Raw genomic sequence first — 21,036 nt, 5'->3', positions numbered from 1 at the left:
AACTATTTACGCATCAATACCTTTACTGCGCAGGTAATCTTCATAGTTCCCGCTGAAGTCAACGACGCGCTCAGGGGTGATCTCAATCACGCGGGTCGCCAGGGAGCTCACGAACTCACGGTCGTGGGAGACGAAGACCAGCGTGCCCGGATACATCTCCAGCGCCATGTTCAGCGACTCGATAGATTCCATGTCCAGGTGGTTGGTCGGTTCATCCATAATCAGGATGTTCGGCTTCTGCATCATCAGTTTGCCGAAGAGCATACGCCCCTTCTCGCCCCCGGAGAGCACCTTCGCTGGCTTTTTGATATCGTCCTGGCTGAAGAGCAGACGACCCAGGAAGCTGCGCACTACCTGCTCATCGTCTCCCTCCTGCTTCCACTGGCTCATCCAGTCGAAGACGGTAAGATCGTTATCAAAATCGGCGGCGTGATCCTGCGCGTAGTAGCCAATCCTGGCGTTTTCTGACCACTTCACGGTGCCGCTATCCGGCGTCAGATCGCCCACCAGCGTTTTCAGCAGAGTGGTTTTACCCACGCCGTTGGCACCGAGAATGGCAATCTTCTCGCCCACTTCCAGCAGCAGATTGAAGTTCTTAAACAGCGGGCCGTTATCGAAGCCTTTGGTGAGGGCTTCCACTTCCAGCGCGTTACGGAACAGCTTCTTATCCTGCTCAAAACGAATGAACGGGTTCTGACGGCTGGAGGCTTTCACCTCATCCAGCTTGATCTTATCGATCTGACGGGCGCGCGAGGTTGCCTGACGGGACTTCGAGGCGTTGGCGCTAAAACGGCTGACGAAGGATTGCAGGTCAGCGATCTGCGCTTTCTTCTTGGCGTTGTCGGCCAGCAGACGTTCACGCGCCTGGGTCGCCGCGGTCATGTACTCGTCGTAGTTGCCCGCATAGACGCGCAGCTCGCCGTAGTCCAGATCCGCCATGTGGGTGCAGACCATGTTCAGGAAGTGACGGTCATGCGAGATGATGATCATGGTGCTATTACGCTCGTTCAGCACCTGCTCCAGCCAGCGAATAGTGTCGATGTCCAGGTTGTTGGTCGGTTCATCGAGCAGCAGGATATCTGGATTAGAGAACAGAGCCTGGGCCAGCAGCACACGCAGCTTCCAGCCGGGAGCCACTTCGCTCATCGGACCGTAGTGCTGCTCGACAGGAATACCGACGCCGAGCAGCAATTCGCCCGCACGGGACTCGGCGGAGTAGCCGTCCATCTCGCCGTACAGCACTTCGAGATCGGCCACTTTATAGCCGTCCTCTTCGCTCATCTCGGCCAGGCCGTAGATGCGATCGCGCTCCTGCTTCACTTCCCACAGCTCGCCGTGACCCATGATCACCGTGTCGAGCACGCTGAACTCTTCAAAGGCGAACTGATCCTGACGCAGCTTACCGATACGCTCGTTCGGATCGAGGGAGACGTTGCCCAGCGTAGGCTCAAGGTCGCCGCCGAGGATCTTCATAAAGGTGGATTTTCCGCTACCGTTCGCCCCAATCAGGCCGTAACGATTGCCGCCGCCAAACTTGACGGAAATATTTTCAAACAGCGGCTTACTGCCAAACTGCATGGTGACGTTGCTGGTAACTAACACGGTGTTATCCTGAAAATGTGTGACAAACTCTGCATTATGCCACAATTCCGAATTGAAATCGCGCAGGTGTGAACAGTTGCTACACTAGGGTAAGAGAAAAAAATGTGATTTCGTACACATCTCAATTCCATGCGCGTGGGAATGCACATATAATGCGCTCCCATCCCTTTGAGCATTCTTAACTAAACGGCCTGTGGCACAGAAACCTCGCATACCATGAATATGAAATTAACAACAATTTTAGCGGCGGCTTTCGCTGTAGTAGGGTTTTGCAAATCCGCGTCTGCTGTAACCTATCCGCTGCCGACCGATGGTAGCCGTCTGATTGGCCAGAACCAGGTCATCACCCTGCCAGAGAACAACAGCCAGCCGCTGGAGTACTACGCGGCCCAGTACCAGATGGGGCTGTCTAACCTGATGGAAGCTAACCCAGGTATCGATCCCTATCTGCCGAAGGGCGGTAGCGTGATGAACATCCCTCAGCAGCTGATCCTGCCGGATACCGTGCATGAAGGGATTGTGATCAACAGCGCCGAGATGCGCCTCTACTACTATCCGAAAGGCACCAACACCGTGATCGTGCTGCCGATCGGTATCGGCCAGCTGGGTAAAGATACCCCGATTAACTGGACCACCAAGGTTGAGCGTAAGAAAGCCGGCCCGACCTGGACGCCGACGGCGAAGATGCACCAGGAGTATATTGCCGCTGGTAACCCACTGCCTGCCGTTGTTCCTGCCGGTCCGGATAACCCGATGGGCCTCTACGCCCTGTACATTGGCCGCCTGTATGCTATTCACGGCACCAACGCTAACTTCGGCGTCGGCCTGCGCGTAAGCCACGGCTGCGTGCGTCTGCGTAACGACGACATCAAGTTCCTGTTCCAGAACGTGCCGGTCGGTACTCGCGTACAGTTTATCGATGAGCCGGTAAAAGCTACCACTGAGCCAGACGGTAGCCGCTACATTGAGGTTCACAACCCGCTCTCTACTACCGAAGCGCAGTTTGACGGCAAAGAGATTGTGCCGATCGCGCTGACCAAGAGCGTGCAGAGCATCACCAGCCAGCCGGACGCCGACCAGAGCGTTGTTGAGCAGGCGATTCAGAACCGTTCCGGGATGCCGGTTCGTCTGAACTAAGTTTGTTTAAGTCATTAAAAAGCCCGGCAATCGCCGGGCTTTTTTATAACCAAATTACTGTTTTTCCAGCTGGTTACGGCGATATTCCCCCTGCCGCTCCAGCATCCAACCTGGATACTCACGTGGCAGGGCGCTGACCGCATCAAGCTGTTTCAATTCCTCTTCGCTCAGGCGGATCTCCGTCGCGGCAATATTATCTGCCAGCTGATCCGGGCGTTTTGCGCCGATAATCACGCTGCTTACCACCGGCTGATGCAGCAGCCACGCCAGGGCAATCTGCGCCACCGACACACCTTTGCTGTCGGCAATGTTACGCATCACGTCTACGCAGTCGAAGGCGCGCTCTTTCTCTACCGGTGGGAAGTCAAACGCCAGTCGACGGCCGCCCTCTTCCCCGCTGCCGCTGCGGTCATACTTGCCGCTCAGCAGGCCACCCGCCAGCGGGCTCCAGACCATCAGCCCCACCCCTTCGCTTTGCAGCATCGGAACCAGCTCACGCTCAAGGTCGCGCCCGGCGATGGTGTAGTAAGCCTGTAGCGAGGCGAAGCGGGCCAGCCCCAGGCGCTCGGAGATGCCCAGCGCCTTCATAATCTGCCACGCCGCCCAGTTGGACACGCCGATATAGCGGACGTGACCGTGCTGAACCAGGTTATCCAGGGCGTAGAGCGTCTCTTCAATCGGCGTTGCCGGATCGAAGCCGTGTAGCTGGTAGAGGTCGATATGATCCAGCTGGAGGCGGCGCAGGCTCTCCTTGACGCTGCCGATAATATGGTAGCGGGAGCTGCCGCGCGAGTTGACCCCGCCGGTGCCGGTTTCACCGAACACCTTGGTGGCCACCACCACGTCTTCACGGGGGATCTTGAGGTTTTTCAGCGCCTGTCCGGTGATCTCTTCCGAGCGCCCTTCCGAGTAAACGTTGGCGGTATCAATAAAGTTGATGCCCGCCGCGAGGGCGTCGCCCACCAGCCTCTCAGCGTCGTTCTGCCGCAGCTGACCAATCTTACCCCACATGCCGCCTTCACCGCCGAAGGTCATGGTGCCCAGGCACAGCTCGGAAACAAAGAGACCGGTATTGCCAAGTTTTTGATAACGCATAGAACGCTCCTTAGGATGTCAGTGAGTGTCCAGTAGTTATACTCCGACGCGCCGGATCGCGAATGTGAGGATCCTGCGCGTTTCTTGCCCAATCCTCTGAACTTTAACCTCGCGTCGCCTCGCCAAAGACCGGGTAATCCGGCAGCTGTACGGTCTGGTATGGCTCCCAGCCGCCTCCCAGCGCCTTGTAGAGCGCCACCAGATCGAGGCTGCTCTGCACTCTCGCCTGGGCGCGCTGCTGCTCGGCCTGGGCCAGCTGGCGCTGGGCATCAAGCACGTCAATAAAAGTAGCGATCCCCTGGCGGTAGCTGTCGCTGGCGAGATCGAATGCGCTCTGCAACGCCTCAATGGTTTTGCTCAGCCCGGCTTCGCGCTGCTGATCGGTGCGGTAGCTGACCAGCGCATTCTCTACGTCACCCAGCGCACTCAGTACCGTCTGGCGATAGTTAAGCGCCGCTGCGCCCTGCTGCGCTCGCGCCAGCTTGACGCTGGAGACCAGCCGTCCGCCCTGGAAGATGGGAATCGACACCTGCGGCCCGAAACTGTAGAAGTGGCTGCTCCAGTCGGTCAGCCAGTCGGTTTCGCTGTTGCGCAGGCCAAACTGGCCGCTCAGGGTCAGGCTCGGGAAGAGCTGCGCCACCGAGACGCCGATCTGCGCCGTGGCCGCGTGCAGGTTGGCCTCGGCTTCACGCACGTCCGGTCGACGGCGAGCCAGGGTTGAGGGAATGCCGGTCTGGATGATATCCGGCAGCTTCGGCAGGGGCTGCACCGACCGTAGCTCCGCATTCAGCGCACCGGGAGGCTTGCCGATCAGAATGGCCAGGGCGTTCATCGCCTGCTGCTCCTGGGCCTGGTACTGCGGCAGCTGCGCCTCCAGGTTGCCGAGCTGTGCCCGAGCGTTCTCCACGTCCAGCTGCGGCGACAGACCGCCGCGCTGGCGACTTTCAGTCAGGCTAAGCGTCTCCTTTGCGGTGTCAATCTGGGTATTCATGGTGGCAAGGATGCTCTGCGCCCCGCGCAGCTGGAGCCACGCGCGGGCCACTTCCGCCTCCAGTGACACCAGGGCGTCGTTACGCTGTTCGATAGCCGCCTGCTGCTGGGCATTGGCCGCCTCGACCTGGCGGCGCACTTTGCCCCACAGATCCAGCTCCCACTGGGCGTCGAAGCTGCCCTGATAGAGATTCACTGGCTGGGTGAGCACCCCAAGGGCATTGTTTATCTCTGGGTCGACGTCCTGCAGCTGGCCGTAAACGTCGTGGGATTTCAGCTCCCCCTCCAGACCCAGCTGCTGCCGGGTAGCCTGAAGGTTGCCGTTTACCGCTGGCAGGAAGGCCCCACCCGCCTGGTTGATCTGCTCCCGTGCGCCAGCAATGCGCAGCACGGTCTGCTGCAGGGAGAGGTTCCCGGCGATCGCTCGTTCGATCAGGCTGTTGAGCTGCGGCGAGTTAAAGGTCGTCCACCAGCGCGGATTTACCGCCTGGCTGGAGGTTTGTGACGGCACGGTTTTATCCCCGGCGTCGTTCCAGTGGCTCACCGCAGGCGGCACGGGTTGCTGATAGTCCGGCCCCACGGCGCAGCCCGCCAGCAGTAGGGTGAGTAACGACAGCGTCGGGGTATGTATCCTGTGCATGTTAATGTGCTCCTGCGCTGCCTTCGCTCTTGATCGGCGAAAGCAGAAGACAAAACGGAATCAGTAAAAACGCCACGGCGCTGAGGATGGTAAAGACGTCAACGTAGGCGAGAAAACGCGACTGCTCGATCATGGTTCGGTACATCTGCCCGGTTGCCAGACCGAGCGGATCTCCCGACAGCGTGGTGAAGTTGCGGATCGCCTCGGCCGTCTCGCGCACCGCCAGCTGGAACTGTTCGCTAAAGGGCGTGGTATGGGCGCTCAAATAGGCGCTGTGCACCTGGGCGCGTTCGGTAATGGCGGCGGTTGAGAGCGAAATACCGATCGATCCGGCGACGTTACGGAACATGGTAAACAGCGCGGCGGCGTCAGCGTTGAGCTGGCGCGGAATGGTGATAAAGGCGATGGTGGTAAGCGGCACAAACAGGAAGCCGAGCCCAATCGACTGCGCGCTGCGGAACAGCACCAGAGTTTCAAAATCAACGTCCGGAGTCAGGTTGCGCGACCAGAAGAAGGCCACCGCCAGGCAGGTAAAGCCGAAGGCGATGATCCACCGGGTCTGCACCACCGGCATCAGCTTCAGCACCAGCGGGATCGTGAGTACGATTAACACCGCCCCTGGGGAGAGCACCAGCCCGGACCAGGTCGCGGTGTAGCCGAGATCCTGCTGCGCCAGCTGGGGGATCACCACCGAGCTACCGTAGAGGATCATCGCCATCCCGGCCATCAGCAGGCTGGAGACGGCAAAGTTTTTATCCTTCATGCAGTGCAGATCCACCACCGGCTTTTTCGCGTACATCAGCCAGTAGATCGCTCCGATAATGCCAATCAGGGTCAGCACGGCAAAGGTGCGAATAAAGCCCGAGGCGAACCAGTCGTCGTCCTCACCACGGTCAAGCATCACCTGCAAACAGCCCAGCCCCAGCGCAATCAGGCCGATGCCGGTCCAGTCGATGGTCAGCTTCTCTTCCGATTTACGTTCCCAGGGGGGATCTTCCAGCAGCTGGTAGATGGCCAGCACGGTGACGATCCCCACCGGGATGTTGATAAAGAAGACCCAGCGCCAGGAGTAGTTGTCGGTGATCCAGCCCCCAAGGGTCGGGCCGAGCACCGGAGCAACGATGATCGCAATTGACGAGAGCCCGAAGGCCTTGCCGCGATCCTCCGGCTTAAAGTAGTCGAGCAGCACCGACTGCTGGGTCGGCTGTAGCCCCCCGCCGAAGAAGCCCTGCAGGATGCGGAACAGGATGATCTCCCACAGCTCGGTAGCGATACCGCACAGGAACGAGCAGACGGTGAACATCACGATGCAGATGAGGAAAAAGCGCTTGCGGCCAAAGACGCGGCTCAGAAAGGCCGAGATCGGCAGCACGATGCCGTTCGCCACCAGGTAGCTGGTGAGCACCCAGGTGGATTCACTGTAGCTCGCCGACAGCGAGCCGGCGACGTGGGGCAGCGCCACGTTGATGATGGTGGTATCGAGGATCTCCATAAACACCGCAAGGGTGACGACAATCGCCACCGCCCACGGGTTACTGGCCGGACGCCAGCTCTCATGGTTGTGATCGGTCATTCCAGCGTCACCTTCGGCTCCACGGACAGCCCCAGCGGCAGCGGCGGCTGGTTAGCGTCAAGGCCCTTATCGATGACGATCTTCACCGGCACGCGCTGGACGATCTTCACGAAGTTGCCGGTGGCGTTTTCCGACGGGAAGGCGGAGAAGCGCGAGCCGCTCCCCTGCTGGATACTGTCGATATGCCCCTCCAGCTCCAGGTCCGGGTAGGCATCCACGCCGATAGTGACTTTATTACCGGGGCGCATCCGCTCCAGCTGCGACTCTTTAAAGTTCGCCACCACCCAAATGTCAGGTGAGACCAGCGAGAAGAGCGCCGTACCCGCCTGCACCAGGGTCCCGGTCTGTACGTTACGCTTGGTGACGAAGCCATCAAAGGGGGCGCGTACTTCGGTATAGGAGAGGTTAAGGTTCGCATTTGCCAGCTGGGCGCGGGCCTGCTCAACCTGCTGCTCCCGGGCTTCGACGTTGGTCTCCTGCTGACGGATCTGCAGATTAATCTGGCTTGCGACCTCAAGCTGGGCATTGGCGCTGGCCAGCTGAGCCTGGGCGCTGCGCAGCTGGGCGTTGGCGCTGTCGATATTTTGTTGCGTGGTCGCCCGCGGGTCGACGCCGCGCTGGCGGCGATAGGCGGCTTCCGCGTTGGCTAAGTCAGCCTTGGCCTTGAGCACCTGCGCCTGCGCTTCGTCGCGCTGAGAGGGGTACTGCACCTTTGAGAGTGCCAGCTGGGCCTGCGCCTGATGCAGCTGGGCGGTAGCCAGCCCAAGCTGGGCCTGAGCCTGATCGCGCTGGGCGGTGGCATCCCGAGGGTCGATCAGCACCAGCAGATCGCCCTTCTTCACCCGCTGGTTATCCTTCACCCGCAGCTCGGTCACGTAGCCCGCCACCTTGGGGGCGATGGTAACCGCATCGCCTTCGGTGAAGGCATCGTCAGTGGTCTCCTGGTTGCGGGTCATCAACCACCACACCAGCGCCACAATCACCATCACTACAACGACTACGCCCAGAATGATTAACGGCTTCTTGCCGGGGCGCTTACGTTCGTTGTTTTGAGCTTTGTTTTGATCGTTGTTTTGATCTTTCCGAGCGGTATTGTTCTTTTCCTGAGCTGCGTCAGGATTCTTTTCGTTATCAGCCATAGCGTTGCAACTGTCCTGTCGATGAACGGCGCGACACGTGCGCCGTTATCTAAAGTTAGGAGGTTGCTATACATTTGCCAGGAAAAACTGACAAATTCGCATTAACTGATAATAAGTAACCCATACCCCACCAGCGCGGCCCAGATCAGCAGCGGAATAGAGTAAAGATGGAAGCGCCACCAGATGCGGCGGTTGTTGGCCATCCGCAGGGCGATCAGGTTCGCCAGCGAGCCGGGCAGCAGGCCGAAACCGCCGACATTGACCGCCCAGGCCAGCAGCGGGCTGGGTGGGACGTAGTTCAGCAGCAGAATGGTCGCCGGCACGTTGCTGATCACCTGCGACAGGCCGATAGCCGTGAGCCACAGGGCGGGCTGGGAGAGGTGCTCTACCCCGTTGAGCGATCCCTGTAGTGCGGGAAGCTGCACCAGCAGATGGACGTCGATAAACATCGCCATAAACACCAGCAGCAGCGTCCAGTCCACGCTCTTTAGCACTTTAAAAGCTACCACCGCAAAGCCTGCGGCGACGATCAACGCGCCCCAGCCCTCATGCTTTAGCTCCAGCGAGATGAGGAACACTACGTACAGCGCCAGGCAGGTCCAGAGCAGGCGCGGCTGCCATGACGGCGCCTGGCTGCCGCTGTGGTAGTTCAGGGCTTTATTGGGGAAAAAGAACCAGCAGAGCAGCAGCAGGCTTGCCATCATCACTACCGCCAGCAGCGCCATCTGCCCGGTAAAGGCAGCGAATGAAAGACCGGATCGCCCCCACAGCAGAATATTTTGTGGATTACCAATCGGGGTCAGCAGCGACCCGGCGTTTACCGCCAGCGCTTCAAAGATGATCAGCCGGTTAACCGGGATTTCACACAGTTTTCTGAGCGTCAGCGTGAGCGGCACAACAATAAAAAGCGCCACGTCGTTGGTCAGGAAGGTGGAGAGCAGCGCCGCCGCCAGGGCCATAAACATCGCCAGCCGCCGCTCGGTGGCGAAGCGCCGGACCATTCTGCGCCCCACCACGTCAAAGTAGCCGCTCTGCTCTACCCCTTTGGTGAGCATCATCAGTCCGCTTAGCGTCAGGATGGTGTGCCAGTCGATCGCCCTGGGCCACGCGGCCGGGTTAAAGGGAACGAAAAAGCTCAGGATAATGCCGATCAGGATCAGCAGCTGGAAAAAGCGATCGCGCGCCAGCGCGTGCACGAACGGCAGGATCATTCCGCAGGGTGCTCCTGCTGAAGGGTAAAGAGGCGAAAGCGCTCCAGCGTCTCCTCGCTAACGTGGTGCTCCATGCCTTCGGCATCACGGCGGGCGGTCTCCGGGCTTACGCCCAGCACGAGAAGAAAGCTCTCAACGATCTGGTGCCGTTCGCGGCTCTCCTGAGCCAGCTTCTCTCCTTCCGGGGTCAGAAACACACCGCGCCAGGGGATCTGCTCAATCAGCCCTACCGTTGCCAGACGCTTAAGCATCTTTGCCACCGTTGGCTGGGAGACACCTAGCCGGGCAGCCATATCCACCTGACGGGCCTCCCCCACCTCGCGGATCAGATCGGAGATCAGTTCGACATAGTCATCAATCAGCTCCCGCCGGTGCGCTTCCCGCACCTGTCGAAAGCCCTCAACGTGCTCTTCGACATTCACCAGCTGCGTCACTTTTTTTGTTGTTGTCTTGCCTGCGCGACGGCTCATTGAACTTCCTCATGGGGGTAACGCGATAAATGCATCATATACGGTTGCGCCCAGTGTAAACCATAAGTAGAGCAGCACAAAAAATTTGGGTAATAGCCATAGCTATACAATATAGCCTGTGCTATATCTGTATGTAATGCAGACAACCTTCGTAGATTGAACGTCACGAAATCCAGCAGGAGGAGGTTGATATGAACGAACTCAAGAGGTGCTTATCCGTGTTTACTCACTCGCCATTCCAGGTCCGGTTGCAGTTACTCAACATGCTGTGCGATATGTTTAACGGCAAACCGCAGCAGGACGATAAAAAATCCCATTAATGCGGCGTCGCGGTACGCCGCTTCATTTTTCTGTCACATTCTCCCGTCATACTGTCCCTCGGCCATAGAAAAACTCACTATTTGTTGGTTTTGCAACCACCCTCGCAAAAGATTGCCCCGTAAGCAGTTGATCTTCGTCTGCTCTCGCTCTATCTTCTCGCAGCCCTGCACAAATGCGGCTCGCGGATGCGGAACTCTCCCTCTTCTCCACGCCCTCTCCGGCAGGTTTTGACCCTCTACGCCAGGGTGAGCACATGGCGTTTTCGCGATACAGCTATATGAATTTAACCATAAAAGAAACGCTTGCTGCCCGTAGCCAGGCCCTTAGCCCGTGGACGGGTTTCTATTTTCTTCAGTCGTTACTGATTAACTACGCCCTTGGCTACCCCTTTAGCCTGCTCTATACCACTGCGTTCGCCTGCCTGCTACTGCTGCTGTGGCGTCATGCCCCGCGTGCGCAGAAGGTACTGGTGGCGGTCTTCTCTCTGCTCGCCGCCTCCTACTACCCGTTTGGTCAGGCCTATGGCGCGCCCAACTTCAATACGCTGTTGGCGCTGCACTCCACTAACATGGAGGAGTCCACGGAGATCCTGACCATTTTCCCGTGGTACAACTATGTGATAGGCCTGTTTATCTTTGGCCTTGGGGTGATTGCCATCCGGCGTAAGCAGAGTGAGCGTGCAACCTGGGGAAAATGGGATCATCTTGGCGTCGCCTTCTGTCTGGCTACCGTCTTTGTCGCCCCGGTGCAGAACCTGGTTTATGGCGGCGTATTTAATCTGAAAGATACCGGCTATCCGGTGTTTCGCTTTGTGAAGGACGTGGTAGTTAACAATCAGGAAGTGCTGGACGAGCAGAGCCGGATGGCGCAGCTGGCCGGGATGAAAGACAGTTGGAACGTGATGGGCGTTAAGCCGAAGTATCACACCTATGTGGTGGTGATCGGTGAGAGCGTGCGTCGCGATGCGGTGGGCGCATTTGGCGGCCACTGGCAGAACACCCCCTTTGCCAGCAGCGTAAACGGCAACTTTTTTACCGACTACGTGGCAGCCAGCGGCTCGACGCAGAAATCGTTAGGCCTGACCCTGAATCGGGTGATGGACAACAAGCCCCAGTATCAGGATAACTTTGTTACGCTGGCCAACCGGGCAGGCTTCCAGACCTGGTGGTTCTCTAATCAAGGGCAGATTGGCGAGTACGATACCGCCATCGCCAGCATTGCTAAGCGCGCTGACGAGGTGCAGTTCTTAAAGAGCGGCGACTTTGAGGCCGATAAGAACACCCGCGATGAAGCGCTGCTGAAGATGACCGAGCAGGTGTTGAGCACCGCCCGCAGCCAGCCGCAGCTGATTGTCCTGCACCTGATGGGCTCTCACCCGCAGGCCTGCGATCGCACCGGCGGCAAGTACGCGGACTTCGTTCAGTCGAAGGAAACCTCGTGCTACCTCTACTCAATCACGCAAACCGACACCCTGCTCAGCAAGCTTTACGACCAGCTGCGCAACAGCGGCAGCACCTTCTCCATGGTGTACTTCTCCGATCACGGTCTGGCCTTCAAGGAGCGCGGCAAAGCGGTGCAGTATCTGGCCCACGACGATAAGTTCCAGCAGAACTTCCAGGTGCCGTTTATGGTGATCTCCAGCGATGACACCCGCCATCGGCTGATTAAAGCCCGCCGCTCGGCCAACGACTTCCTCAGCTTCTTTTCGCAGTGGACCGGCATCACGGCCAAAGAGATCGCCACCCGCTACCGCTTTGTCTCAAATGACAAAGCCGGGCCAACCTGGGTAACCAACTTCAAGCTGCAAAAGGTGGATTACAACCATCTGGGCACCGACCTGTTTGAGACCCGTTCGCGGTAAGGGATATCTACGCCGGGCGGCGCTACGCTTGCCGGGCCTACGGGATTTGCCACGGCAACTCAACGGCACCCATAAAAAAACGGCCCCATAGGGCCGTTTTAGTGTCTAGACTATCACCGGGGTGATTAGAAGCGGTAACCCACGCCTGCGATCCAGGTGCCAACGTCAACGCTACGGATACGGCTCTGCTCGTAGGAAACGTCGATAGCTACATCTTCGATTGGGTTGAACTGCATGCCCGCACCGTAGGAGAAGCCGTAGTCGCTGCTGTCAGAATGGTTTACAACATTCTCAGCCTGCTGGAATTTACCGTAGCCAACACCCACTACACCGTAGATGCTTGCCCAGTCGTTCAGACGGAAAGCCGGACCAGCAGTTACGCCGTAGTACTGCGCTTTGTTGTATACGTTGCTTTCGGTACGATCTTTTTCAGTGTAGGTAAAGGAACCGATGTAACCCAGCGGAGTGTCGTTTTCGTAGCGATACTTCAGGTTGAAACCGTTAGCTTTGTTCGCCACGCCCTGCATGTCGCTCTGAGCATAACCGCCGGTAACAGTAGAGGTTGCCGCTACAGCGGAACCTGCGGATACAGCCAGAACAACTGCCAGTGCTGAAAGACATGCAATTTTTTTCATATGCCACCTCAAATGTGCTTCAAGTAAGTCCTAAGTATTAAATATAACAAAAAAAAGTGAGAAACTCTTTGCGCTTCACGCTGTCTAACGGGCCTTTTGATGTAACAGAACGTTTCCTGTCGCTCGTATCCCTTTCAAAAAAAAGCCTTTTTTCCGCTGATGTCGCTATTATGCCGCCATAAAAGCGACACATTCATCCAGATTATTCCTAAAGATACGGCGATTAATCCATCAACTTGTCGCCATTCTAACGCTTTCCTGACATTTATTTTCAACGGAGCCTCAACCGCTGACATCTATTTCCATTACACTGCCCTCTTTATTCGGTTTGACATAAATTGACAGGAGAAAGGATGCCTGCTTTACCCCGGAAGTTGCCTGCCTGGTTACCTATATTAATACTGCTTTTCGCGATGGCGTCGATTCAGAGCGGTGCCTCGCTGGCAAAATCGCTCTTTCCGCTGGTCGGCGCGCCCGGCGTGACCGCCCTGCGTCTGGCGCTCGGTACCCTTATTCTTGTGATCGTCTTCCGACCGTGGCGGCTGCGTTTTACGCCAGAGCAGCGTAAACCGCTGCTGTTTTATGGCCTGTCGCTGGGCGCCATGAACTATCTCTTCTATCTCTCTATTCAGACGGTGCCACTGGGTATTGCCGTGGCGCTGGAGTTTACCGGCCCGCTGGCGGTCGCGCTGTTCTCCTCCCGGCGTCCGGTAGATTTTGTTTGGGTGGTGCTGGCCGTGCTGGGGCTGTGGTTCCTTCTGCCGCTGGGGCAGGATGTCTCCCACGTCGATCTTACCGGTGCCGCCTTTGCGCTGGGCGCGGGTGCCTGCTGGGCCATCTATATTCTCTGCGGCCAACGTGCCGGAGAGGATCACGGTCCGGCCACCGTGGCGCTGGGTTCCCTGATCGCTGCCGTGGTGTTTGTGCCTCTTGGTGCGATTCAGGCAGGAGAGATGCTCTGGCACTGGTCGATTCTGCCGCTGGGCCTGGGCGTGGCCGTTCTCTCTACCGCCCTGCCCTACTCGCTGGAGATGATGGCCCTGACGCGTCTGCCCACCCGCACTTTCGGTACCCTTATGAGTATGGAGCCTGCGCTGGCAGCGGTATCGGGGATGATCTTTCTGAGCGAGACGCTGACGCTTGTGCAGTGGCTGGCCCTGTCGGCCATTATTGCTGCCTCCGTTGGCTCTACGCTCACGCTGCGCCGTGAGACGTCAATTAAAGAAGTTGATATTGGTTAATTATTTATCTGCACGGTCTCGCACCGTGCAAAATATCCCCCCTGTCTTCGTGGCTCGCCTTGAATAATATTCATTAACATTCTCAATGTCTTATATGAAATTAAGAATCATCTCCCTACTTATGCGTAAACTACTGATATATAAAAAATAGCCTTTTACACCCTCGTTATTACTATTGGACCAATAGGAACAGCCAAAATAGCAAAGATGAAAACCGGTGCTATACTTATCTCCAGTAATTACCTGGGAACACACATCAAGAGGATATGAGATTATGAGTACCGCTAAACTGGTAAAAACGAAATCATCCGATCTGCTTTATACTCGCAACGATGTAGCGGATAACGATAAAAAAGCGACTATTGAGCTGCTGAATCGCCAGGTGACCCAGTTCATTGACCTGTCTCTAATCACTAAACAGGCCCACTGGAATATGCGCGGCGCTAACTTTATTGGCGTGCACGAGATGCTGGACGGCTTCCGCACCACCTTGACTGACCATCTGGATACCATCGCCGAGCGTGCGGTTCAGTTAGGTGGCGTTGCACTGGGTACGACTCAGGTCGTTAACAGCAAGACCCCGCTGAAAAGCTACCCGCTGGATATCCATAGCGTTCAGGATCACCTGAAAGAGCTGGCCGATCGCTATGCCATCGTTGCTAACGACGTGCGTAAATCTATCGAAGAAGCCAAAGATGAAGATACCGCTGATATCCTGACTGCGGCCTCCCGCGACCTGGATAAATTCCTCTGGTTCATCGAATCCAACATCGAATAAAGCATAAGTTTTATCTATGACCCTCTCCCGCCCGGGAGGGGGTTTTGCACTTCTCTGGTGCACCCCCTCTGTCATACCGCTCGCTTGCCCCCACTATAAAGTAAATCACTTGTAATAATTACCTCACACAATCGTTAATCAAGGGTTGTTTTATGGCCGCTTTCTGCGCTAAATAACAGCATATTGTGTAACATGCCAGCAGCGCACCAGAATGGAGCCCCAACATGGTGCACAATGGCTAGCAGAGTATATTTTTTGTACGGCGATAGAATATATCGTCTTTACAAAACAATGGGTTGTAAACCTGGCACGATTTTTTCATACTGCGTACGTTCTCTCAGGGGATCGCCCCGTGGATATAAAAGGAAATGTTATGAAGTCTGTGTTTAAAGTTTCCCTTGCTGCACTTACCCTGGCTTTTGCGGTCTCTTCTCACGCCGCCGATAAACTGGTCGTTGCTACCGATACCGCGTTTGTTCCGTTCGAATTCAAACAGGGCGATAAATACGTTGGTTTTGACGTGGACCTGTGGGCTGCCGTCGCGAAAGAGCTGAAGCTGGATTACACCCTTAAGCCGATGGACTTCAGCGGCATTATCCCGGCACTGCAAACCAAAAACGTTGACCTGGCGCTGGCTGGGATCACCATTACCGACGAGCGTAAAAAAGCGGTCGACTTCTCTGACGGCTACTACAAAAGCGGCCTGCTGGTGATGGTTAAAGCCAACAACAACGACGTGAAAAGCGTAAAAGATCTCGACGGTAAAGTGGTTGCGGTGAAGAGCGGTACCGGCTCCGTTGACTATGCGAAAGCCAATATCAAAACCAAAGATCTGCGCCAGTTCCCGAACATCGACAACGCCTATATGGAACTGGGCACTAACCGCGCTGACGCGGTTCTGCACGATACACCAAACATTCTTTACTTCATCCAGACCGCAGGCAAAGGCCAGTTCAAAGCGGTTGGCGACTCTCTGGAAGCACAGCAGTACGGTATCGCGTTCCCGAAAGGCAGCGACCTGCGCGAGAAAGTGAACGGCGCGCTGAAAACCCTGAAAGAGAACGGCACCTACAACGAAATCTATAAAAAATGGTTCGGTACCGAGCCTAAATAAATTTGCCTGATTCAGGCTTGTAACGCCCGGTGGCGCTCGAGCTTACCGGGCCTACATTTTTAGTTTTTCACCACGGTATACAGGAATTCATCATGCAGTTTGACTGGAGTGCCATCTGGCCTGCCATTCCTATTTTGTTTGAAGGCGTCAAAATGACCCTGTGGATCTCGGTCCTCGGTCTGGCGGGTGGTTTGATTATCGGCCTTGCAGCCGGTTTCGCCCGCAGCTTCGGCGGCTGGATAGCAAACCACATCGCACTGGTATTTATCGAGATCATTCGCGGGACGCCTATCGTCGTGCAGGTGATGTTTATCTACTTCGCCCTGCCGATGGCCTTCAACGATCTGCGCATCGACCCGTTCAGCGCCGCCGTTGTCACCATCATGATCAACTCCGGGGCCTACATCGCCGAAATTACCCGCGGCGCGGTACTCTCGATTCATAAAGGCTTCAGCGAAGCGGGCCTGGCGCTGGGCCTCTCTAAGCGCGAGACCATTCGCCGGGTGATCCTACCCCTGGCGCTGCGCCGCATGCTGCCGCCGCTGGGTAACCAGTGGATCATCAGCATCAAAGATACCTCGCTGTTTATTGTTATCGGCGTGGCCGAACTGACTCGCCAAGGCCAGGAGATTATTGCCGGTAACTTCCGTGCACTGGAGATCTGGAGCGCCGTGGCGGTGTTCTATCTCATCATTACCCTGGTACTGAGCTTTATTTTGCGTCGTCTGGAAAGAAGGATGAAAATCCTGTGATTGAATTTAAAAACGTCTCCAAGCACTTTGGTAAAACCCAGGTGCTGCATAACATCGACCTGAACATCACCCAGGGCGAAGTGGTGGTCATCATTGGCCCTTCCGGCTCCGGTAAGTCGACGCTGCTGCGCTGCATCAACAAGCTGGAAGAGATCACCAGTGGCGATCTGATCGTCGACGGTCTGAAGGTCAACGATCCGAAGGTCGACGAGCGCCTGATCCGTCAGGAAGCCGGCATGGTGTTCCAGCAGTTCTACCTCTTCCCGCATCTGACGGCGCTGGAAAACGTGATGTTTGGCCCGCTGCGCGTGCGTGGGGCAAGTAAAAGCGAGGCCGAGACGCTGGCGAATGCGCTGCTGGCGAAGGTCGGCCTGGCCGAGCGTGCGCACCACTATCCGTCTGAACTCTCTGGCGGCCAGCAGCAGCGCGTGGCAATTGCCCGTGCGCTGGCGGTGAAGCCGAAGATGATGCTGTTTGATGAGCCGACTTCTGCCCTTGACCCGGAGCTGCGCCACGAGGTGCTGAAGGTGATGCAGGACCTGGCCGAAGAGGGCATGACGATGGTGATCGTGACCCACGAGATCGGCTTTGCGGAGAAGGTCGCCTCGCGGCTGATCTTTATCGACAAGGGCCGCATTGCTGAAGATGGCAATCCGCAGCAGCTTATTGAGAACCCGCCCAGCCCGCGTCTGCAAGAGTTCCTCCAGCACGTCTCCTGATTTATCAACGCTCTCCACCCGGGGAGCGTTTTTCTTCCCCCCGGATTCTTCCCATTTCCAGGCGCAGCGCTGGCAGCATCTATACTTATCTTTTTGCACTATTTTCTCAGGAGAGAGACCGTGCCTTGGTTACTGTTGCTGCTTAGCCTTTTCATTATGCCGCTCCATGCGGCCACCATTCCTGGCGTCACCTCCACGTCCGCAGCGCCTGCCACCAGCGAGACGGCACCGGCCGCCGAGCCGGATCTGGAGCAGAAGAAAGCCGCCTACGGCGCGCTAGCGGACGTGTTGGAGAACACCAGCTCCCGGGAAGAGCTGATCGGTCAACTGCGTAAGGTTGCCGCTACGCCGCCGCCGGAGCCGATGCCCACTATCGCCCCGCCGGAAGAGGTCGCCGAAGATAAGACGGTGCTGGAGAATGTGCAGGAGGTCAGCCAGCACTTCGGTCAGGAGCTGTCGTCGCGCTTTGCCCAGCTCTACCGCAATATTACCGGCTCGCCGCACAAGACCTTTAACCCACAGACCTTTATCAACGCCGCCGGTCACTTCCTGCTGCTCGCCGGGCTGGTCTGTGTCTTCTACTGGCTGGTGCGCCTCTGCGCCTTCCCGCTCTACCGCAAGATGGGCAAATGGGGACGCCGCAAGAATCATGACAGGGCCAACTGGTTACAGCTGCCTGCGATGATCGTCGGGGCGTTTATTATCGACCTGCTGCTGCTGGCGCTCACCCTCTTTGTCGGCCAGCTGTTGAGCGATAATCTCAACGGCGGCAACCGCACCATTGCCTTTCAGCAGAGCCTGTTCCTCAACGCCTTTGCGCTCATTGAGTTCTTCAAAGCGATCCTGCGCCTGATTTTCTGCCCGCACTTCCCCGATCTGCGACCTTTCTCGATAAAAAACGAGGCGGCGAAGTATTGGCATCTGCGCCTGAGCGCCCTGAGCAGCCTGATTGGCTATGGCCTGCTGGTCGCCGTGCCGATCATCTCTAACCAGGTTAACGTCCAGTTTGGCGCGCTGGCGAACGTGCTGATCATGCTCTGTATCACCACCTGGGCGCTCTATCTTATTTTTCACAACAAGACCACGGTATATGAGAATCTCCACCACCTTGCGGATCGCTCGCTGGCCTTCTTTAGCCTGTTTATTCGCGCCTTTGCGCTGATTTGGCACTGGCTCGCCAGCGCCTATTTCGTGGTGCTGTTCTTCTTCTCGCTGTTCGATCCGGGCAATAGCCTGAAATTTATGATGGGCGCGACGGTGCGCAGCCTGGCGATTATCGGCATTGCGGCCTTTGTTTCCGGCATGCTGTCGCGCTGGATTGCTAAGCGGATCACCCTCTCCCCCCAGGTGCAGCGTAACTATCCTGAGCTGCAAAAGCGGGTCAACGGCTGGCTGTCGACGGCGCTGAAGGTGGCACGTTTTCTTACCGTGATTGTCGCCATCATGCTGCTGCTCAGCGCGTGGGGCCTGTTCGATTTCTGGAACTGGCTGCACTACGGGGCGGGAGAGAAAGCCGTTGATATTTTGATCCGTATCGCGCTGATCCTCTTCTTCTCGGCGGTGGGTTGGACCGTGCTGGCGAGCCTGATCGAAAACCGGCTCTCCTCGGATATTCACGGTCGGCCGCTGCCCAGCGCCCGTACTCGCACCCTGCTCACCCTGTTCCGCAACGCATTGGCGGTGGTGATCAGCACCATTACGGTGATGATTGTGCTCTCAGAGATCGGGGTGAACATTGCTCCGCTGCTGGCGGGTGCCGGGGCCCTGGGCCTGGCCATCTCCTTTGGGGCGCAAACCCTGGTAAAAGATATTATCACCGGGATCTTTATCCAGTTTGAGAACGGGATGAACACCGGGGATCTGGTCACTATCGGGCCGCTAACCGGTACGGTAGAGCGAATGTCGATCCGCTCCGTTGGGGTACGCCAGGATACCGGGGCCTACCACATCATTCCATGGTCATCGATCACCACCTTTGCCAACTTTGTACGCGGAATTGGGTCGATAGTGGCGAACTACGATGTCGATCGTCATGAGGATGCGGAGAAAGCCAATAACGCGCTGAAGGCAGCGGTGGGTGAGCTGATGGAGCAGGAGGATATTCGCAAGCTGATCATTGGCGAGCCAAGCTTCGTGGGCATTGTGGGCCTGACCAACACCGCCTTCACGCTACGGGTAACCTTTACTACCCAGCCGCTGAAGCAGTGGACGGTGCGCTTTGCCCTCGACAGCATGGTGAAAAAGCACTTTGACCTTGCCGATGTGCGCCCGCCGGTGCAGACCTACCAGATGCTGGCTAACCCAGCGGCCGGGCAGCCGGGGGCCGCAGAGCCAGGGGGCGGACAGACCCTGCCCCCTGCACAACCTACGCTTTAAACCGCGTCTGTGCCCAGCGGCGACGCTGGGCCTCATCCAGGAAGGTCCAGGCAATGAAGCGGCTCTGCTTCTGCCCCTGGGCCATCTCTTTTTTCACGACCTTCACCGCCCCGGCGGCGGTCAGGGCGCGATAGAGCGGAGGCAGGTTCTCGCCGCGTGACACCAGCGAGGTGAACCACAGCACCTGACGGCCAAAGGCCTGGCTCTCGGCAATCATCTTGCTGATAAACGCCACTTCTCCACCCTCGCACCACAGTTCCTGCTGCTGACCACCAAAGTTAAGCCCGCTCGTCTCGCTCTGGCCAAGGTTGCGTCGTTTGCGGTCGTTGCCCGCCTGCGCCGCTTCCGCCGAGTCGTGGAACGGTGGGTTGCACAGCGTGGCATCGTACTGCTCGTTCTTGTGGATCATGCCATTGAGAATGGCGGCCGAATCTTTCTGGCGGCGCAGGCGCACCGCACGAGTCAGACCCGGATTGCCGGTCACAATCGCCTGGGCGCTGGCAAAGGCCGCATCACCTACCTCGGTGCCGGTAAAGCGCCAACCATATTCATGGTGGCCGATCAGCGGATAGATGCAGTTTGCCCCAGTGCCGATATCCAGCACGCTCGCCTGGCGCGGGATCGTACCGTCGACGCTGGTTTCGGCCAGCAGATCCGCCAGATGGTGGATATAGTCCGCCCGTCCCGGCACCGGCGGGCAGAGAAAACCTTCAGGAATATCCCAGTGCTTCACCCCATAGAAGTGTGCCAGCAGCGCTTTGTTCAACGCCTTGACGGCCTCGGGATCGGCAAAATTCACCGTCGGCTCACCGGCTGGCGTCGCGATAATAAAACCGCGCAGGTTGGGTTCGTCGATACAAAGGGCGTCGAGATCGTAGCGGCTGCGGTGACGGTTACGCGGGTGTAACCCCGGCTTCTGGGCATTCATGGCATTCTCCTGTAATAAGCGGCGTAAGATACCCCCTGAAGCCAGCGCGGTAAACAGCCATTCATGCAAAAAACCGCAGCATGTTGCCGAAATTTTTGCCCGTAAGCCACTCTTCGCCGGGCCTAAACTTAAGCTGCGGTTTCTTTATAAGAGGATGTCATGATGAAAAAATATCTGGCAATGGCTGTCGCCCTGGCGTTTTCCGCCATGACGGTTAGCGCCTTTGCCGCACCCCAGCAGTTGATGAGAGACGACACCGGGACGCTGCGCCCGGCGGGCACGGTCTCTGCCCACGGTGCGCTAAGCCTGGACGATCTCCAGGACGAGCTGGCGGAAAAAGCCCGCGAGCAAGGCGCAAAAGGGTTTGTGATTGACGCCGCTGGCGGTGAAAACCAGATGTACGGCACGGCCACAATCTACAAATGAGCATTTTTTACACCGCCCCGTAAAAGCC

19 protein-coding genes are annotated in these 21,036 nt (G+C 57.3%); 10 read left to right on the top strand and 9 right to left on the bottom strand.

The annotated features are described in order from the left end of the window. Positions 1–6 precede the first annotated feature (6 nt). Positions 7–1,602, bottom strand: coding sequence for an ABC-F family ATPase (locus tag FN633_RS07900; RefSeq protein ID WP_154057337.1), 1,596 nt, complete (start codon positions 1,600–1,602; stop codon positions 7–9). Positions 1,603–1,818: 216 nt separating this feature from the next. On the opposite strand from FN633_RS07900, the gene ldtB reads away from it, so the two are divergent. Beyond that, positions 1,819–2,739, top strand: coding sequence for a L,D-transpeptidase (ldtB, locus tag FN633_RS07895; protein ID WP_042392319.1), 921 nt, complete (start codon positions 1,819–1,821; stop codon positions 2,737–2,739). 54 nt (positions 2,740–2,793) lie between these two features. Here the strand turns inward: ldtB and FN633_RS07890 are convergent, their stop codons facing one another. The 6 genes from FN633_RS07890 to mntR all read right to left on the bottom strand — a co-directional run bounded on the left by FN633_RS07890 (position 2,794) and on the right by mntR (position 9,857). Then, positions 2,794–3,834: an aldo/keto reductase gene (locus FN633_RS07890; protein WP_154057336.1), complete on the bottom strand. Its 1,041-nt coding sequence runs from the start codon at positions 3,832–3,834 to the stop codon at positions 2,794–2,796. A 103-nt stretch (positions 3,835–3,937) separates the two neighbouring features. After that, entirely contained in the window at positions 3,938–5,464 is a 1,527-nt protein-coding gene (locus tag FN633_RS07885) for an efflux transporter outer membrane subunit (protein WP_154057335.1), read from the bottom strand. A gap of 1 nt (position 5,465) precedes the next feature. After that, a complete protein-coding gene (locus FN633_RS07880) occupies positions 5,466–7,037 on the bottom strand; it encodes a DHA2 family efflux MFS transporter permease subunit (protein WP_154057334.1) in 1,572 nt (523 codons plus the stop codon). Continuing rightward, entirely contained in the window at positions 7,034–8,176 is a 1,143-nt protein-coding gene (locus tag FN633_RS07875; RefSeq protein ID WP_154057333.1) for an HlyD family secretion protein, read from the bottom strand. The genes FN633_RS07880 and FN633_RS07875 overlap by 4 nt, the downstream gene beginning before the upstream one ends. A 101-nt stretch (positions 8,177–8,277) precedes the next feature. After that, the gene (locus FN633_RS07870; RefSeq protein WP_154057332.1) at positions 8,278–9,387 is read right to left on the bottom strand and encodes an SLC13 family permease; all 1,110 of its coding nucleotides are present in this window, start codon (positions 9,385–9,387) and stop codon (positions 8,278–8,280) included. Continuing rightward, the gene (gene mntR / locus FN633_RS07865) at positions 9,384–9,857 is read right to left on the bottom strand and encodes a manganese-binding transcriptional regulator MntR (RefSeq protein ID WP_042392308.1); all 474 of its coding nucleotides are present in this window, start codon (positions 9,855–9,857) and stop codon (positions 9,384–9,386) included. Before mntR ends, FN633_RS07870 begins: the two co-directional genes overlap by 4 nt. 191 nt (positions 9,858–10,048) lie before the next feature. Here mntR and mntS point away from each other — a divergent pair, with 191 nt between their 5' ends. Together mntS and FN633_RS07855 are read left to right on the top strand one after the other, a co-directional pair. Continuing rightward, a complete protein-coding gene (mntS, locus tag FN633_RS07860) occupies positions 10,049–10,177 on the top strand; it encodes a manganase accumulation protein MntS (protein WP_042392305.1) in 129 nt (42 codons plus the stop codon). Positions 10,178–10,455: 278 nt separating this feature from the next. Beyond that, the gene (locus FN633_RS07855) at positions 10,456–12,039 is read left to right on the top strand and encodes a phosphoethanolamine transferase (RefSeq protein WP_154057331.1); all 1,584 of its coding nucleotides are present in this window, start codon (positions 10,456–10,458) and stop codon (positions 12,037–12,039) included. A 125-nt stretch (positions 12,040–12,164) separates the two neighbouring features. On the opposite strand, the gene ompX is transcribed toward FN633_RS07855, so the two are convergent. After that, positions 12,165–12,674, bottom strand: a complete 510-nt coding sequence (gene ompX, locus FN633_RS07850) for an outer membrane protein OmpX (protein WP_042392303.1) — start codon at positions 12,672–12,674, stop codon at positions 12,165–12,167. Between the two features lie 353 nt (positions 12,675–13,027). Here ompX and rhtA point away from each other — a divergent pair, with 353 nt between their 5' ends. From rhtA to ybiO, 6 genes are all read left to right on the top strand, one after another. Beyond that, a complete protein-coding gene (gene rhtA, locus FN633_RS07845) occupies positions 13,028–13,915 on the top strand; it encodes a threonine/homoserine exporter RhtA (protein ID WP_154057330.1) in 888 nt (295 codons plus the stop codon). 274 nt (positions 13,916–14,189) lie between these two features. After that, a complete protein-coding gene (dps, locus tag FN633_RS07840) occupies positions 14,190–14,693 on the top strand; it encodes a DNA starvation/stationary phase protection protein Dps (protein ID WP_042392299.1) in 504 nt (167 codons plus the stop codon). Positions 14,694–15,066: 373 nt separating this feature from the next. Then, positions 15,067–15,807 (top strand): glutamine ABC transporter substrate-binding protein GlnH, encoded by a 741-nt coding sequence (gene glnH, locus FN633_RS07835; protein ID WP_042392298.1) that lies wholly within the window; start codon positions 15,067–15,069, stop codon positions 15,805–15,807. A gap of 92 nt (positions 15,808–15,899) precedes the next feature. Then, positions 15,900–16,559: a glutamine ABC transporter permease GlnP gene (gene glnP / locus FN633_RS07830; RefSeq protein WP_042392296.1), complete on the top strand. Its 660-nt coding sequence runs from the start codon at positions 15,900–15,902 to the stop codon at positions 16,557–16,559. Beyond that, on the top strand, positions 16,556–17,278 hold the full coding sequence (gene glnQ, locus FN633_RS07825; protein ID WP_042392295.1) for a glutamine ABC transporter ATP-binding protein GlnQ: 723 nt from the start codon (positions 16,556–16,558) through the stop codon (positions 17,276–17,278). Before glnP ends, glnQ begins: the two co-directional genes overlap by 4 nt. 120 nt (positions 17,279–17,398) lie before the next feature. Then, positions 17,399–19,654 carry a mechanosensitive channel protein gene (gene ybiO, locus FN633_RS07820; RefSeq protein WP_154057329.1) on the top strand — a complete coding sequence of 752 codons (2,256 nt, stop codon included), beginning with the start codon at positions 17,399–17,401 and terminating at the stop codon, positions 19,652–19,654. Here the strand turns inward: ybiO and rlmF are convergent. After that, a complete protein-coding gene (gene rlmF, locus FN633_RS07815) occupies positions 19,644–20,582 on the bottom strand; it encodes a 23S rRNA (adenine(1618)-N(6))-methyltransferase RlmF (protein WP_154057328.1) in 939 nt (312 codons plus the stop codon). The two genes, ybiO and rlmF, sit on opposite strands and share 11 nt — an antisense overlap. A gap of 162 nt (positions 20,583–20,744) precedes the next feature. On the opposite strand from rlmF, the gene mcbA reads away from it, so the two are divergent. Next, positions 20,745–21,008, top strand: coding sequence for a DUF1471 family periplasmic protein McbA (mcbA, locus tag FN633_RS07810; RefSeq protein WP_154058859.1), 264 nt, complete (start codon positions 20,745–20,747; stop codon positions 21,006–21,008). The last annotated feature ends 28 nt before the right edge of the window (positions 21,009–21,036 follow it).

This window comes from Pseudescherichia vulneris, assembly GCF_902164725.1.
Taxonomy (GTDB): Bacteria; Pseudomonadota; Gammaproteobacteria; order Enterobacterales; family Enterobacteriaceae; genus Pseudescherichia; species Pseudescherichia vulneris.
Note: the sequence above shows the minus strand (reverse complement) of the source record. Positions and strands in the feature narration are given on the sequence as shown.